This window comes from Bradyrhizobium sp. LTSP857 (genome assembly GCF_000938285.1).
Classification (GTDB): domain Bacteria; phylum Pseudomonadota; class Alphaproteobacteria; order Rhizobiales; family Xanthobacteraceae; genus Bradyrhizobium.
Window position 1 is genome coordinate 344,578 of sequence record NZ_JYMS01000049.1, and the last position, 13,919, is coordinate 358,496.

The 13,919-nt window shown below is 63.2% G+C and carries 14 protein-coding genes; 5 read left to right on the top strand and 9 right to left on the bottom strand.

What is annotated here, in order from left to right:
- The first annotated feature begins 33 nt into the window (after window positions 1–33).
- Together UP06_RS35040 and UP06_RS35045 are read left to right on the top strand one after the other, a co-directional pair.
- Complete coding sequence (locus UP06_RS35040; protein WP_045008244.1) at window positions 34–291, top strand: type II toxin-antitoxin system Phd/YefM family antitoxin; 258 nt, start codon at window positions 34–36, stop codon at window positions 289–291.
- On the top strand, window positions 288–671 hold the full coding sequence (locus UP06_RS35045; RefSeq protein WP_045008245.1) for a type II toxin-antitoxin system VapC family toxin: 384 nt from the start codon (window positions 288–290) through the stop codon (window positions 669–671). The genes UP06_RS35040 and UP06_RS35045 overlap by 4 nt, the downstream gene beginning before the upstream one ends.
- Before the next feature lie 26 nt (window positions 672–697).
- On the opposite strand, the gene UP06_RS35050 is transcribed toward UP06_RS35045, so the two are convergent.
- From UP06_RS35050 to xylB, 9 genes are all read right to left on the bottom strand, one after another.
- Window positions 698–901: a hypothetical protein gene (locus UP06_RS35050; RefSeq protein ID WP_045008785.1), complete on the bottom strand. Its 204-nt coding sequence runs from the start codon at window positions 899–901 to the stop codon at window positions 698–700.
- 10 nt (window positions 902–911) lie between these two features.
- Window positions 912–2,246 (bottom strand): PQQ-dependent sugar dehydrogenase, encoded by a 1,335-nt coding sequence (locus tag UP06_RS35055; RefSeq protein ID WP_045008246.1) that lies wholly within the window; start codon window positions 2,244–2,246, stop codon window positions 912–914.
- The gene (locus UP06_RS35060) at window positions 2,243–2,695 is read right to left on the bottom strand and encodes a DUF2231 domain-containing protein (RefSeq protein ID WP_045008247.1); all 453 of its coding nucleotides are present in this window, start codon (window positions 2,693–2,695) and stop codon (window positions 2,243–2,245) included. The genes UP06_RS35055 and UP06_RS35060 overlap by 4 nt, the downstream gene beginning before the upstream one ends.
- A 121-nt stretch (window positions 2,696–2,816) precedes the next feature.
- A complete protein-coding gene (fcl, locus tag UP06_RS35065) occupies window positions 2,817–3,773 on the bottom strand; it encodes a GDP-L-fucose synthase (protein ID WP_045008248.1) in 957 nt (318 codons plus the stop codon).
- A complete protein-coding gene (gene gmd, locus UP06_RS35070) occupies window positions 3,754–4,824 on the bottom strand; it encodes a GDP-mannose 4,6-dehydratase (RefSeq protein WP_045008249.1) in 1,071 nt (356 codons plus the stop codon). Before gmd ends, fcl begins: the two co-directional genes overlap by 20 nt.
- A 177-nt stretch (window positions 4,825–5,001) precedes the next feature.
- A complete protein-coding gene (locus UP06_RS35075) occupies window positions 5,002–5,949 on the bottom strand; it encodes an ABC transporter substrate-binding protein (RefSeq protein WP_045008250.1) in 948 nt (315 codons plus the stop codon).
- A 95-nt stretch (window positions 5,950–6,044) separates the two neighbouring features.
- Window positions 6,045–7,085 (bottom strand): ABC transporter permease subunit, encoded by a 1,041-nt coding sequence (locus tag UP06_RS35080; RefSeq protein WP_045008251.1) that lies wholly within the window; start codon window positions 7,083–7,085, stop codon window positions 6,045–6,047.
- Window positions 7,078–8,601 carry a sugar ABC transporter ATP-binding protein gene (locus UP06_RS35085; protein ID WP_045008252.1) on the bottom strand — a complete coding sequence of 508 codons (1,524 nt, stop codon included), beginning with the start codon at window positions 8,599–8,601 and terminating at the stop codon, window positions 7,078–7,080. Before UP06_RS35085 ends, UP06_RS35080 begins: the two co-directional genes overlap by 8 nt.
- Before the next feature lie 128 nt (window positions 8,602–8,729).
- Entirely contained in the window at window positions 8,730–10,175 is a 1,446-nt protein-coding gene (xylB, locus tag UP06_RS35090; RefSeq protein WP_045008253.1) for a xylulokinase, read from the bottom strand.
- A 488-nt stretch (window positions 10,176–10,663) separates the two neighbouring features.
- Here xylB and UP06_RS35095 point away from each other — a divergent pair, with 488 nt between their 5' ends.
- The 3 genes from UP06_RS35095 (at window position 10,664) to UP06_RS35105 (ending at window position 13,898) form a co-directional block, all read left to right on the top strand.
- Window positions 10,664–11,962, top strand: a complete 1,299-nt coding sequence (locus UP06_RS35095) for an ABC transporter substrate-binding protein (protein ID WP_045008254.1) — start codon at window positions 10,664–10,666, stop codon at window positions 11,960–11,962.
- Between the two features lie 150 nt (window positions 11,963–12,112).
- A complete protein-coding gene (locus UP06_RS35100) occupies window positions 12,113–13,036 on the top strand; it encodes a carbohydrate ABC transporter permease (RefSeq protein ID WP_045008255.1) in 924 nt (307 codons plus the stop codon).
- Window positions 13,029–13,898: a carbohydrate ABC transporter permease gene (locus tag UP06_RS35105; RefSeq protein ID WP_045008256.1), complete on the top strand. Its 870-nt coding sequence runs from the start codon at window positions 13,029–13,031 to the stop codon at window positions 13,896–13,898. Before UP06_RS35100 ends, UP06_RS35105 begins: the two co-directional genes overlap by 8 nt.
- Window positions 13,899–13,919: the final 21 nt, after the last annotated feature.

Sequence of the window (13,919 nt, forward strand, 5' to 3'; positions counted from 1 at the left end):
CCATTTTGTTAAAAACCTAGCGAGGACAATGAGATGCGGATCTCCGTGACCGCTGCCAAGGGCCAATTGACCGAGCTCGTACGCCGCGCTGAAGCCGGGGACGAGGTGATCCTGACACGGCATGGACACGCAGCGGTTCGTCTCGTTCCGATCAAGCTCCCGCCAGACCGAGCAACACGTCGATCGCTGCTCGAAGCGGCACGCAACAGCGGTGCGGCCAAGGCAACTCCAGGACCAGGCGCGGCGCGCAGTCAGGACTTTCTCTTTGGTGACGATGGCCTGCCCGAATGATCGCGGTCGACACCTCGGCGCTCATGGCGATCATTCTCGACGAACCGCAAGCCGATGCCTGCATTGCGGCGCTGGAGGCCGCCGACGAGATTCTGATTTCAGCTGGCACCGTTGCCGAAAGCTTGATCGTCGCAGCACGGCGTGGCGTCGGCGATGAGATGAAAAGTCTGATCAACGACCTCGGCTTGAACGTGATCCCGCTGACACAAGCATCCACCGAACGAATAGCGCAGGTCTATTCGCGTCGGGGCAAAGGCCTTCATCCTGCCGGCCTCAATCTCGGTGACTGCTTCGCCTACGACGTGGCCCGAGAACACGGCTGCGCGTTGCTCTATGTCGGCGACGACTTTGCGAAGACGGATATTGGAAGGGCGACCTAATTGGCCTTCTAGCGATACGGGCCGAGCTAGCCTCCGAGCGCGGTCTCCCCCGCTTCGCGGCCGGGCACGCTGACATGAACCTCATGTCCCTGGCGAAGCGCCAGTGAGGCGGCGGCCACCGCGGATTCGAATGCCGATTCCTTGGTGGCATATTTGCCGTTGACGTTGCCGTCATGCAGCACGCCCCACTCGTCCCGGAACGGCACGATCGCATATTGAGCAAGGCCCATCATCCAACTCCTATCTCTGCGTCACCTGCGGATGCGCCGCGCTCACCCGCCACACCATGTTGCCGCTATCATCGGCGATCAGCAGCGCGCCGGTCTTGTCGAGGGCAACGCCGACAGGACGGCCGCGGGCCTGGTTGTCGCTGTTGAGGAAGCCGGTGACGACGTCCTGCGCCGGCCCGCTCGGCTTTCCGTCGCTGAAGGGCACAAACACGACCTTGTAGCCGTTGAGTACCTGCCTGTTCCAACTGCCATGCTCGCCGACAAAGGCGCCGCTGCGATAAGCGCTCGGCAGGCTGCTGCCGGTGGCAAACGCCATTCCGAGCGGCGCAACATGCGAGCTCAGCGCATAATCCGGCACGATCGCCTTGGCGACGAGGTCGGGCCGCTGCGGCTTGACACGGGGATCGACGTGCTGGCCGTAATAGCTGTAGGGCCAGCCGTAGAAAGCGCCATCCTTCACCGATGTCATGTAGTCCGGCACGAGATCGGGGCCGAGCTCGTCGCGCTCATTCACCACCGTCCACAGCGCGCCGCTCTGCGGCTCGAAGCTCAAGCCGTTCGGATTGCGCAACCCGCTGGCAAAAATGCGCCAACGCCCGCTGGCACGATCGACTTCGAGGATGTCAGCGCGATTGTGCTCGGCCTCCATGCCATTCTCGGTGATGTTGCTGTTGGAGCCGACGCCGGCATAAAGCTTCGAACCATCGGGGCTCGCGACCAGGCTCTTGGTCCAGTGATGATCGATCGGCCCGCCCGGCAGCGGCGTCAGCACCGTGCCGGGCGCGGTGATCTTGGTATCGCCTTCCGTATAGGGATATCTGACGATCGCGTCGGTGTTGGCGACATAGAGATCGTTGCCGACCAGCGCGACGCCGAATGGCGAGTTGAGATGATCGAGGAAGACGCTCTGCGTATCCGGCACGCCGTCGCCGTTGCTGTCGCGCAACAGCGTGATGCGGTTGCTCGCGCCGGTATCGCCGCCCGAGGTCGCCCAGGATTCGACAAAACCCATCACGATCTCCTTGGGCCGCTTGATCGCGGCGGCCTTCGGCGCCTTGGCTTCCACCACCAGCACGTCGCCATTGGGCAGCACGTAGAGCGAGCGCGGATGCTGCAAGCCTGTCGCGAACGCTTTGGCCTGCAAGCCCTGCGCGACCGTCGGCGTCTCGTCCTTCTTCCAGCCGACGATACGCGCGATGTGCATCGGCGGCAGAAAATATTGCTGGATGTCGGGAAGTACCGGATTGGCGCCGATTTGCGCCTTGGGATCGCCGCTGCCGTCATTGCAACCGGCGAGACACAAGAGCGAGGAGCAGAGCAGCGCACGGGTAAATTGGGACCTCATCGCTCAACTCCCACACCGTGGCGGTACACCATCGCCCAGCCGAGCCAGCCGGTGACAGGCAGGATCAGCACGGTGAGCACCGAAAGAACGAGACCCAACGGCCACACCGAGGTCCAGGCATCGCGCGTGTGGATCAACGCGTTGAAGAACGCCAGGATCAACGCCACCGCGTTGCCGATCAGGTGCGGCCAGGCCGGCGCCTGCTCCCGCACAAGCCGATTACTGAGAAAATCAATCAGGCCCGCAATGGCGGCCAGCACGCCGAAGATGACGCCGACGACCAGAAGCCACGCAGAGAAATTCGCCCACATGATTTCGGCGGTGACGGTATAGACGATGTCAGTCAGCAAAGCGCCGGCGAAGCACGCGATCGGTATCGGCACCAGCATCGGATGAATCGGATGACCTTCGATTTGCGCGGTGGAGCGCACGCGCACAGCTTCTTGCACGGTTGGCCTCGTGTGACATGTCGCCCTGCCCGATCGGCCAACTCGTGCTTGCGATGAAGGTTCCTATGGAAGGGTTTCGGCCTGCTCGCGGGCCGCGCTCGCACTGCGAGCGATCACAGGATTATTGCGCAGGGACCTGCGCCGCGGCCTGATACGCCGCATATGCGCGCTTCAGGCCCTCATGAAGCGAGGTCTCCGAGCGCCAGCCGAGCTTTGCGAGACGGCTGACGTCGAGCAGCTTGCGCGGCGTGCCGTCGGGGCGCGAAGTGTCGAAACTGATTTCGCCGGTATAGCCGACGACTTCGGCGACCACGCGGGCGAACTCGGCGATGGTGATGTCCTCGCCGGTACCGATATTGATCAGCTCCGTGCTCGAATAGGTCTTCATCAGGTGCACGCAGGCATCCGCCATGTCGTCGACATAGAGGAACTCGCGCCGCGGCGTCCCGGTGCCCCACACGACGACGCTCTTGGCGCCCGCAACCTTCGCCTCGTGAAAGCGCCGGATCAGGGCGGCGACCACATGGCTCAGCTCGGGGTGATAATTGTCACCGGGGCCGTAGAGATTGGTCGGCATCACGCTGATGAAGTCGCTGCCGTACTGGCTGCGATAGGCTTCCGCCATCTTGATGCCGGCGATCTTGGCAATCGCATAGGGCTCGTTGGTCGGCTCCAGCGGGCCAGTCAGCACGGTGTCCTCGCGCAAAGGCTGGGCGGCTAGCTTCGGATAGATGCAGGAGGAGCCGAGGAACATCAGCTTCTCGGCACCGTTTTGATGCGCGGCATGGATCACATTGGCCGCGATCGCGATGTTGTCGTAAATGAACTCGGCGCGCAGCGTGGCGTTGGCGACGATGCCGCCGACTTTTGCAGCGGCAAGGAACACGACCTGCGGCCGCGTCCTCGAAAACCAGTCGAACACGGCGGCCTGGTTGCAGAGATCGACCTCGCGCCGGTCTACCGTGACGAGCTGGACGTGCTCGCGGGCGAGCCGGCGCACGAGTGCGCTGCCGACCATGCCGCGATGGCCGGCGACGTAGACGCTCTTGCCTGTCAGCTCAAACGGTGCGTTTGCCACCGGCTACATCCCGTTTTGCCTCAGCCAGATCGCTCGCCACCATCTCCGCGACGAGTTCCGCAAAACTCCGCTTCGGTGTCCAGCCGAGCACCTCGCGCGCTTTGCTGGCATCGCCGACAAGGAGATCGACCTCGGTGGGGCGGAAATAGGTCGGGTCGATCTTCACGACCGTCTTGCCGCTCTTGGTATCGATGCCGGTCTCGTCGACGCCTTGGCCCCGCCATTCGATGCGGCGGCCAATTTGCGCAAACGACAGCTCGACCATCTCCCGCACCGAGCGCGTCTCACCGGTGGCGAGCACGAAATCGTCGGGCTTATCCGCTTGCAGGATCTTGTGCATGCCTTCGACATAGTCTTTGGCATGGCCCCAGTCGCGCTTGGCCGAGAGATTGCCGAGATAGAGCGTCTGCTCGAGCCCAACCTCGATGCGGGCGACGCCGCGGGTGATCTTGCGGGTCACAAACGTCTCGCCGCGGATCGGGCTCTCATGGTTGAACAGGATGCCGTTGGACGCGAACATGCCGTAGGCTTCGCGGTAGTTCACCGTGATCCAGTAGCCGTAGAGTTTTGCCACGCCGTAAGGCGAACGCGGATAGAACGGCGTGGTCTCCTTCTGCGGGACCTCCTGCACCAGGCCATAGAGCTCGGAGGTCGAGGCCTGGTAGAACCGCGTCTCCTTCTCCATGCCGAGGATGCGGATCGCTTCCAGGAGCCGCAACACGCCGATGCCGTCGGCATTGGCAGTGTATTCCGGGCTTTCGAAGCTGACGGCGACGTGGCTTTGGGCCGCCAGGTTGTAGATCTCGGTCGGCCGGATCTGCTGCACCAGGCGGATCAGATTGGTCGAGTCCGTCATGTCGCCGTAATGCATCAGGAACGGCACGTTGCCGACATGCGGATCCTGGTAGAGATGGTCGACACGCGCGGTGTTGAACGAGGACGAGCGCCGCTTGATGCCGTGCACGACATAGCCGAGCGACAGCAGATATTCGGCGAGATAGGCGCCGTCCTGCCCCGTCACACCGGTGATGAGAGCGACCCGCTCAGCCATATCCGCAAATGCTCCAAATAGCGCCCGTGGGCGCACCCATTCGGTCGACCCACCGTCAAAACTCCCCCCTTCTTTGACATATCGGTCGCTGGGGTCAACCTCACAGGCGCGCCCGGGCAAGTTTCCCGGGACGCCACTCTCGAATTGGGCCGCAGCCCGCCAAAGCTGTGGTGCGCGTTACTGCGAACGGTCCGAGGTCCAGCCCTTGTAGTCGGCGACATTGTCCCGGGTTACGAGCTTCGACGGCAGCAGCTCGACGGTCGAGGCGGGCTTCTGGCCGTTGAGAATGCCGACACCGACCTGCACGGCGCGCCGCGCCATGAAGAACGGGTCCTGCGAAGCCGACGCCTGGACCTGCTGCGCCGCCGGATCCTTGAGCGCGGCCTCGATATCGGGCGCGCCATCGACCGCGGTGATGATGATGCCGCTGCGGTTTTGCTGGCGTGCTGCGAGGTCGGTGCCGATCGCCTGCGGATCGTTGATGGCGAAGATGGCGTCGATCTTGGTGAAGCGCGTCAGATAGCCCTGCGCGACGGTGAGGCCGCCTTCGCGCGAGCCCTTCGCGTCCTGGTCGCTGGACAGCACCTTGATGCCGGGATTTTTCGAGAGCACGTTCTTGCAGCCGACGACGCGGTCGATCACGGCGGAGACTTGCGGTCCGTTCTCGATGATGACGTCGCCCTTGCCGCCCAGCTTGTCGACGATGTACTGGCACGAGATCTCGCCCGCCTGAACGTTGTTCGTGGTCACGGTGGCATCGGCGCCATCGGCCGCGGTGTCGACCGCGACGACGACGATGCCTGCCGCCTGCGCCTTCTTGATCGCCGGCCCGATCGCCTTGGGATCGCCGGGGTTCAACAGAATCAGGTCGACGCCGGCGGCGATGAAATTGTCGATCTGGGTGACCTGCTTGCCCAGGTCGTATTCGAAGCCGACGGTGGTGATCTTCACATTGGGATTGGTCTTCCTGGCCTCGAACTCGGTGCCCTTCGACAGCGCGACGAAGAACGGGTTGCCCATCGAGCCCAGCGAGACGCCGATCGACTTGAGCTCCTTGGCAAAGGACGGCGCGATGGTCAGGGTGAGCGCCATCGCGGCGCCGCCGAGCGTGGTCATCTTCAACATTGGCTTCCTCCCTGGTCTGTCTTTGTCCCCGGCACGGCAGACCAGTTGCCGTAACGGAATCTCGCATCACGCACGCGGGTGCGCGCCGAGCCTTTTCAGGTTCTGGCGGAGCCTTGCAGCCGATACCGATCCAGCGCCACGGCGCCGATGATCACCAGACCCTTGATCACATATTGCCAGATGTCGGAGACGCCGGTGAGGATCAGGCCATTCGAGAGAACGGCGATGATCAGCGCGCCGACCAGCGTCCCCCAGATCGAGCCGATGCCGCCGACGAAAGAGGTGCCGCCGAGGATCACCGCGGTGATGGCATCGAGCTCGTAGCTTTGTCCGAGCTGCAAGCCGTTGGCTGCATAGAGCCGCGCCGCCTGCATGGCACCGCCAAGTCCGGCCAACAGTCCCGACACGCCATAGACGAAGATCAGCACGGCCCAGACCTTGATGCCAGCAAGCCGCGCCGCGCTCTCATTGCCGCCGACCGCATATATGTGCACGCCGAGCACGGTTCGGCGCAGCACCAGCCACGACACGAGGATGACGAGCAGAGCGATCACCGACAGCCACGGGATCGATGCGACGCCGGGAATGAGCGTCAGCGAGCCATTGCCGATGAAGGCGTAGGGAATGGACGGATTGAACACCGTTGTGTCGGCGCCGAGCAGCCGCGCCAGACCGCGCACGGCGGTGAGCGAGCCCAGCGTGACGATGAAGGGCGGCAGCCGCAACAGCGCGATCAGCGCGCCATTGACGATTCCGAAGCCGAGACCGGTGAGAACGGCGGCCGGCAGCCACAACGCCCCGAGCTCGGGCAGTTTCGACATCGTCAGGCCAGCCATCGCGGCCGCCGCTAGGATCGAGCCGACCGAGAGATCGATGCCGCCGGTGAGGATGACGAAGGTCATGCCCGCGGCGAGCACGGTGTTGACGGCGGCCTGCTGCAAGACGATGCCGAGATTCTGTCCGGTGAAGAAACGGCCGTCCGACATATAATGAAAGCCGGCGCAGAGCAGCAGCAACACCGGCAGCATGCCGGCCGCGCGGATCAGGAGCCTGATGCGCTGGCGCTTCGTCGCCTGGGCGGCGGCAAGGCCGTTTGCCGTGGCAACTTTCGCCTGCGTTGATCCGTTATCAGGCATCGAGATGCTCCATCCCCGTCGCAAAGGCCATGATGTCCTCCTGATTCAGCGGCGCCGTCTCGGTTCGCCTGACTTCGCCTGCAACGAGTCCCGACCGCATCACGATGACGCGGTCGCAGATGCCGATGATCTCGGGCAGGTCGGACGAGATGACGAGGATCGCGGTGCCGGCCTTCGCAAGATTGTCGATGATCGAATAGATCTCCGACTTGGCGCCGACGTCGACGCCGCGCGTCGGCTCGTCGAGGATCAAGACCTTTGGCACAATGGCGAGAAGCCGCGACAGGAGCACCTTCTGCTGGTTGCCGCCGGACAGGCCACCGGCCGGGACGCCGACATTGGCGGCGCGGATGCTCAGTCCCACGAAAGCCCTGTCGGCGCGTTCGCGCGCCTTGTCGCGATCCAGGAACCAGCCAAGCTTCGCATCGCGCCCGAGCACCGCGAGATTGATGTTGTCCAGACATGACATGTCGAGGAACAGGCCGAGCGCCTTTCTGTCCTCCGTCAGATAGGCGATGCCGGCCTCGAGTGCCTCGCCGGGGGTACGGATGTCGATCGGGCGGCCTTCAAGTTCGAGACAGCCCGAAATTCTCGGCGCCGCGCCGATGATGAGATGCGCAAGCTCGGTGCGGCCGGCGCCGATCAGGCCGGCAAGCCCTACCACTTCGCCCGCATGCACGGTGAGCGAGCAGCCCTTGACGCGCTGCCCGTCGGCCATGTCGATTGCGGTGAGCACGGGGTGCCCCTTCCCGGCCTCGGGATCGTGATCCTTCTTGTAGAAGGAGGAGACGTCGCGGCCGACCATCAGGCGGACGATGGTGTCGGCGCGGATATCCTGCTTGTCGAGCGAGCCGACCAGACGGCCGTCGCGCAGCACGGTGACGCGGTCACCGAGCGCATAGACCTCGTCCATGCGGTGCGAGATGTAGATGATGGCGAGCCCCTCGGCGCGGAGCTGACGGATCAGCGCAAACAGCCGCTCGCTCTCGCCGGCCGACAGCGCGGTGGTCGGCTCGTCCATGATCAGGATCTTTGAACGCACGTGCAGCGCACGCGCGATCTCGACGAGCTGGCGCTGCCCCATGGAGAGATGCGCCACCAACGTCGACGGCAAGAAGTCCGCGCCCAGCCGCTCCAGGATCGGGCCAACGCCGACCCGCATGGCGCCGCGCGCCAAAAATCCTGAACGAGAGACCTCGCGGCCGAGATAAATATTCTCCGCAACGCTCAGATTGGGAGCCAAAGACAGTTCCTGATAGATGATCGAGATGCCGGCGGCGCGGCCGCCGAGCGGGCCTTCGATGCGCACCGGCTTGCCCTCGATGCGGATCTCCCCGCCGGGGTCCGGCCTGTAGGCGCCAGACAAAATTTTCATCAGGGTTGATTTGCCGGCGCCGTTCTCACCCATCAGCGCATGGATTTCACCGGCATAGACGGTGAGATCGACGGTCCGCAGCGCCTTGATGCCGAAGAAGGATTTTGAGACCCCACGCATCTCGAGGATCGGATCGTTCATCGTGCCTCCCGGCGCACAACGCGTTTCCTACCCGCGTCTCGTTTCTTGCCAGCGCGGTTCGCGCATTAAACAAAAGGCCGCGGCGCACGGCAATACCGAACAGAGGGGAATGCGAAATCGAAGCGATGCTAGTGGCGCGGCCGATACAGCTCGCGCCACGCGGGAAGCCGCTCGGCATAGGCATCGACGAGCACGCGATCAGGTTCGAATGTCTCGATGCGTTGCGGCCGCGTGCAGACGGCGTCGATTGCCTCGCTCGTGACAGCAAGCCGCCCCAATCTCGCCGCACCGAACGCCGCACCGGTTTCGCCTTCGGCAAAGCGATGGATCGGAACATTGAGAACGTTGGCCAGCACCGACAGCCAGAACCGGGACCGTGAACCGCCGCCGATCACATCGGCTTCCGCGACCGCAATGCCGGCATCGGCGAGCGCATCGCGGCAATCCGCGAGCGCGAAGGCGACGCCCTCGAGCACGGCCTGCACGATCGCTCCGCGGTCAGTGCTATGGCTCAAACCATCGAGCATGCCGCGCACGACGGGGTCGTCGTGCGGCGTCCGCTCACCCGCAAGATAAGGCAGGAAGCTCACGGGAGACGGCGCCTGCGGGCGCGATCCCAGCGGCGCCAGCAATTCGGCCTCGGCAACTCCGAACAGGCGCGCAACCCAGGCGAGGCAAGAGGCCGCCGAGAGGATCGCGCCGGCTTGAATCCACATTGCAGGGATCGCGTGACAGAAGGTGTGGACGACGCGATCCGGGTTGGCGGCAATGTGGCTTGTCGGCGCCAGCAGGGCACCCGAGGTTCCCAGCGAAATAAACGCGGTTCCAGGCCTGATCGCGCCGATGCCGATGGCGCCCGCTGGATTGTCACCGGCGCCGCCCGCGATCATCGGCCGCCTGATCATGCCCCAGCGCTGCGCGAGTTCGCTGCGCAATGTGGCCGAGGGCGCGCAACCCTCGACCAGACGCGGCATGTGCGCGCGCGACAGGCCGGTCGCGGCCAGTGCCGCATCCGACCAGTCCCGGCGCGCTGCGTCGAGCCACAGCGATCCCGATGCGTCCGAGACATCCTCGATCGCTTCGCCCGTCAAGACCAGGCGCAGATACGCCTTCGGAAGCAGGACGCGTTTCGTGGCCGCAAAAATCTCAGGCTCGTGCGTCGCGATCCAGAGCAGCTTGGGCGCCGTGAATCCGGGCATCGCCTTGTTGCCCGTCGTCGCACGCAAGGCGGGCCAGCGTTGCTCCAGGACACGGCACTCCGCGGCGGACCGTCCGTCGTTCCAGAGGATGCAAGGCCGCAACGGCGTGTCGCTCGCGTCGAGCAGCGTGGCGCCATGCATCTGGCCCGACAGTCCGATGCCTTCGACCGCCGCCAACTCCCTGGCATGCGTCGCCTTCAAGGCGTCCAGCGTGGCAAACGTCGCATCGATCCACTGCGCGGGATCCTGCTCGAAATAGCCTGATAGCGGCGAGGCGATCGTCAACGCCCGGCTCTCGCTTGCAATCACGCGCTGGGCGCCATCGACGAGCACAGTCTTGACCGCCGAGGTGCCGAGATCGATGCCGAGATACATGACGGATGAAACTTCCAATGTTGTGCCACCACAACGGACGCAACGCGGATCGCGTTCAATCAACGAGCGCTCAATTCTGGATCAAGCACTAGCACAGGAAGCGAATGAAATGCCGAGCGCAGAGTTCAACGAATTTCGGGAAATAAGCAACTTTGCTGCGAGAAGAAATCTTGCTCCGACGGACAAGCAACCCAATCCTCACGCCCGTAGCTCGCCGGTCAGAATCACGAGGGCGACAAACCGCAGCTGACAGTAGAAGACAATTTCCGCAAAGAAAGCGCTTGCGCAAGCGCTTCGATGAAATTACCATTCGTGTGCCAGGCGGGGTTGCGAGTTTCAGCTCAAAAAGAAACCGCTGCGCCCTGGCTCACGCTTCCGCAGGTCATGCGGACACGAAATGGAGGAAGACGTTCACGCCTCGCACCGCTCGACCAGGGATCCGCCCGGGCCGAGAGACGGGATGGCGTGTCTAGGAGGACGAGAAAATCATGTCGTTCAATCAGCCCCTGAACCGCCGCATGCTTCTCGCGGCGACCTTTGCAGCGAGTGCCATCTCTGCGATTTGTGCCGCCTGCGCGCCAGCCTCGGCCGCCCCGATCGAACTTCGTTACTTCTATCGCGCGCCATGGCCATCGTCGGAAATCTACGCGAACTATCTGATCGATGAGTGGAACAAGAAGAATGGCGCGCGGGTCCACGTGACCGGCGCCAGCGTCGACGGCGAGACCTACAAGACCAAGCAGACGATCGAGATCGCCTCCAGCAATCCGCCCGATATCTTCTATTCCTGGGAAGGTGGTCGCGCCGCGGAGGTCATCAAGAACGGCTTTGCGGCGGACTTGACCCCCTACTACCAGAAGTACGGCTGGGAGAAGGTGCTGGTCCCGGCCGGTGTGTCACTCGCCACTTTCGGCGACAAGAAATACTTCGTTCCGACCGAGGTCGGCGCGTCGGTCGTGTGGTATCGCAAGGACCTCTACGAGAAGCTCGGTCTAAAGGTCCCGAAGACCTGGGACGAACTGATGGCCAACGCCGAAGCCGGCAAGAAGGCAGGCCTGTGGCCATTCATGCTGGCGAACCAGAAGAAGTGGCCATCACAGTTCATGTGGTCCGCAATCCTGGTCAACAAGTTCGGTCTCGACACCTATGACGGCCTGGTCAGCAACAAGATTCCATGGACTGATCCGCGCGCTGTCGAAACCACCCAGATCATGGCCGACCTCTCCAAGAAGGGCTATTTCGAGCCGTCGTTCAATTCGATCGACGTCGGCCCGGCGATGGTCCCGTGGAGCCAAGGCAAGGCTTTGCACTGGTACCAGGGTTCGTTCAATCTCGGCCGCTTCCGTGGCGAGAACGCGAAATGCTGCGTCGTCCCGATGGACTACTTTCCAATGCCGCCCTTCGACGGACACAAGCCGGTCATGTCGGTGTTTGCGGAAGACACGATCATGATCCACGCCAAGAGCCAGCATAAGGACGAGGCGGCGGAGTTCGTCGACTGGATGATCTCCAAGCAGGCCATGACGGAGAAACTCGTGATCGACAAGCCGTTCCCGTCTTCGACCGAAGCGGATCTGTCGGGCCTTAGCGAGATGGAGCAGCGGCTCGGCAAAGACATGGCCAATGCCGGCTCCTTCACCTTCATGCATGTCGACCATGCGACCCCGCCTGCGATCTCCGACAGGTTCCTCGATGCGGTTCAGGGCGTCCTCGCCGGTGCGGTCACGCCTGAGGAGGCGATGAAGACCACGGAACAGGAAGCCATCCGTACGCGGGGAAAAATCTGATCCTGCCTTTCTGATCCTCTCTTGGCGGCGAGCGTCCCTGGCCGGCACCGCCGCCTTGGACGCCGCGAGGAAACTCTCTCTCCTCGCGGCGTCCTCCTTCAAAGCACCATCGCCGACTTGCCACCATCTCTGATCGAGGTTGCCCCAACAATGTCCGAGCTCTTGCAAGGGAAGCAGCCGAGCCTGTTCGAATTCGCTCGCGCCCACGTGCTTGCGACGATCTTCGGCATCGTGATGCCGCTCGCGGTCTTCGCGGTCTTCGTCGGCTATCCGATCGTCTACACCGTCGTTCTCAGCCTTTATGAATGGAACGGCATGACGCCGACCAAGACATTCGTCGGCCTCGCAAACTACGAGTACATGCTGCAGGACCGCTACTTCTATACGGCCCTGTTCAACAATCTGAAGTGGCTCGCGGTGACGCTGGTGTTTCCCGTCTGCCTCGGCCTCGTCATCGCTTACAGTCTCCGCGCCCGCATCCTGCCGTTTCCGACGCTGGTTCGCACCGTGATGTTCTTCCCGGTCACCATGTCGTTGATATCGGTCGGCCTGATGTTCCTGCTCATCCTCAATCCGCTGTTCGGCGCCTTCGATACGCTGCTGCAGTCGATCGGCCTCGGCGGACTGGTCATGGAGTGGTTCGGCGACTACCGCGTCGCGCTCTATACGCTGACCGTGGTTTCCGGCTGGGCCTTCACGGGCATGCCGATGATCTTCTATTTTGCCGGTCTCGGCGATGTCCCAAAGGACACGTTCGACGCCGCCCGGATCGAGGGTGCCGGTCACCCGCGCATGCTGGTCCAGATCGCGCTACCCCAGCTTCGACCGGTCACTGCGGTCGTCGTCATGCTGACGATCTTCGAATCGCTCCGTGCCTTCGACCTCATTGCCGTGATGACCAAGGGCGCCCCGTTCGGCACCACCAACGTGCTGGGCTACCTCGTCTATCTCGAAAGCTTCTGGAACGGCCGGTTCGGCTACGGCGCAGCACTGTCGGTCGCCATTCTGGCCGTCTCGGTCGGCCTTGCTGCCGTCGTGACCCGCACCCTGATGAGGGGAGCCTTCGATGTCTGACGCCATCTTCAATTTCGCCGACAGCCGCCGGGCGCTGCTGGGCTTCACCGGACGCCTCATCGGCTTCACGCTGCTGGCGACGCTGATGCTGATCTGGCTCGGCCCGGTGCTGCTCGTCGTGCTGACCTCAGTCAAGTCGAACAATGACTTCCTCGCCGGTCCGTTCGCGCTGCCGTCCCACCTGACCTTCGAGCCCTATCTCAAGGTCTGGTTCGCACTCGGCTTCGGACCGCTGATGGCAAACTCGTTTCTCTATGCGACGGCCGGCTCCGCACTCGCCGTGATCCTGGCGCTCGTCCCTGCCTTCACCCTGTCGCGGCTTGACGTCCCCGGCAAGAAGCTGATCTTCGGCATCATCCTGACGGGCCTGATGCTACCGCAGCAGACCGTGATCATTCCGCTCTACGACACGCTGCGCTCGCTCAATCTTCTCGACACGCGTCTGGGCTTGATCGTGGTCCACGCAGCCTACGGCATGCCGGCGCAGATCCTGATCCTGCGCGGCTTCATGACAACGATCCCGCGCGACATCGAAAAGGCCGCTTATCTCGAAGGCGCGTCCGACTTCCAGGTGTTTTGGCGGATCATTCTGCCGCTTTCGGTGCCAGGAATCCTGGTCGGGTTTACCCTCAACTTCATCGCGATCTGGAAAGAGTTCGTGTTCGGCCTCGTCCTGCTCAATTCCGAGGCGAATTTCCCGGTTACCGTCGGCATGCTCAAGCTGAACTCCGACCGCTACATGTCGGTATTTAATCTGCCGGCGGCCGGCCTCGTGATTTCGCAGATCCCGATCGTGATCCTTTTCATACTGACTTATCGCAAGATCTCCGAGGGCAACTTCGCTGGCGCCACCAAAGGCTAGTCCCGCATTCCTCCGAAAGCC

What these genes read in the sequence shown, in the direction of transcription:
- UP06_RS35040 (WP_045008244.1), top strand. Translation starts at nt 34, where the DNA reads ATGCGGATCTCCGTGACCGCTGCCAAGGGCCAATTGACCGAGCTCGTA.
- UP06_RS35045 (WP_045008245.1), top strand. Translation starts at nt 288, where the DNA reads ATGATCGCGGTCGACACCTCGGCGCTCATGGCGATCATTCTCGACGAA.
- UP06_RS35050 (WP_045008785.1), bottom strand. Translation starts at nt 901, where the DNA reads ATGGGCCTTGCTCAATATGCGATCGTGCCGTTCCGGGACGAGTGGGGC.
- UP06_RS35055 (WP_045008246.1), bottom strand. Translation starts at nt 2,246, where the DNA reads ATGAGGTCCCAATTTACCCGTGCGCTGCTCTGCTCCTCGCTCTTGTGT.
- gmd (WP_045008249.1), bottom strand. Translation starts at nt 4,824, where the DNA reads ATGGCTGAGCGGGTCGCTCTCATCACCGGTGTGACGGGGCAGGACGGC.
- UP06_RS35075 (WP_045008250.1), bottom strand. Translation starts at nt 5,949, where the DNA reads ATGTTGAAGATGACCACGCTCGGCGGCGCCGCGATGGCGCTCACCCTG.
- UP06_RS35080 (WP_045008251.1), bottom strand. Translation starts at nt 7,085, where the DNA reads ATGCCTGATAACGGATCAACGCAGGCGAAAGTTGCCACGGCAAACGGC.
- UP06_RS35085 (WP_045008252.1), bottom strand. Translation starts at nt 8,601, where the DNA reads ATGAACGATCCGATCCTCGAGATGCGTGGGGTCTCAAAATCCTTCTTC.
- xylB (WP_045008253.1), bottom strand. Translation starts at nt 10,175, where the DNA reads ATGTATCTCGGCATCGATCTCGGCACCTCGGCGGTCAAGACTGTGCTC.
- UP06_RS35095 (WP_045008254.1), top strand. Translation starts at nt 10,664, where the DNA reads ATGTCGTTCAATCAGCCCCTGAACCGCCGCATGCTTCTCGCGGCGACC.
- UP06_RS35100 (WP_045008255.1), top strand. Translation starts at nt 12,113, where the DNA reads ATGTCCGAGCTCTTGCAAGGGAAGCAGCCGAGCCTGTTCGAATTCGCT.
- UP06_RS35105 (WP_045008256.1), top strand. Translation starts at nt 13,029, where the DNA reads ATGTCTGACGCCATCTTCAATTTCGCCGACAGCCGCCGGGCGCTGCTG.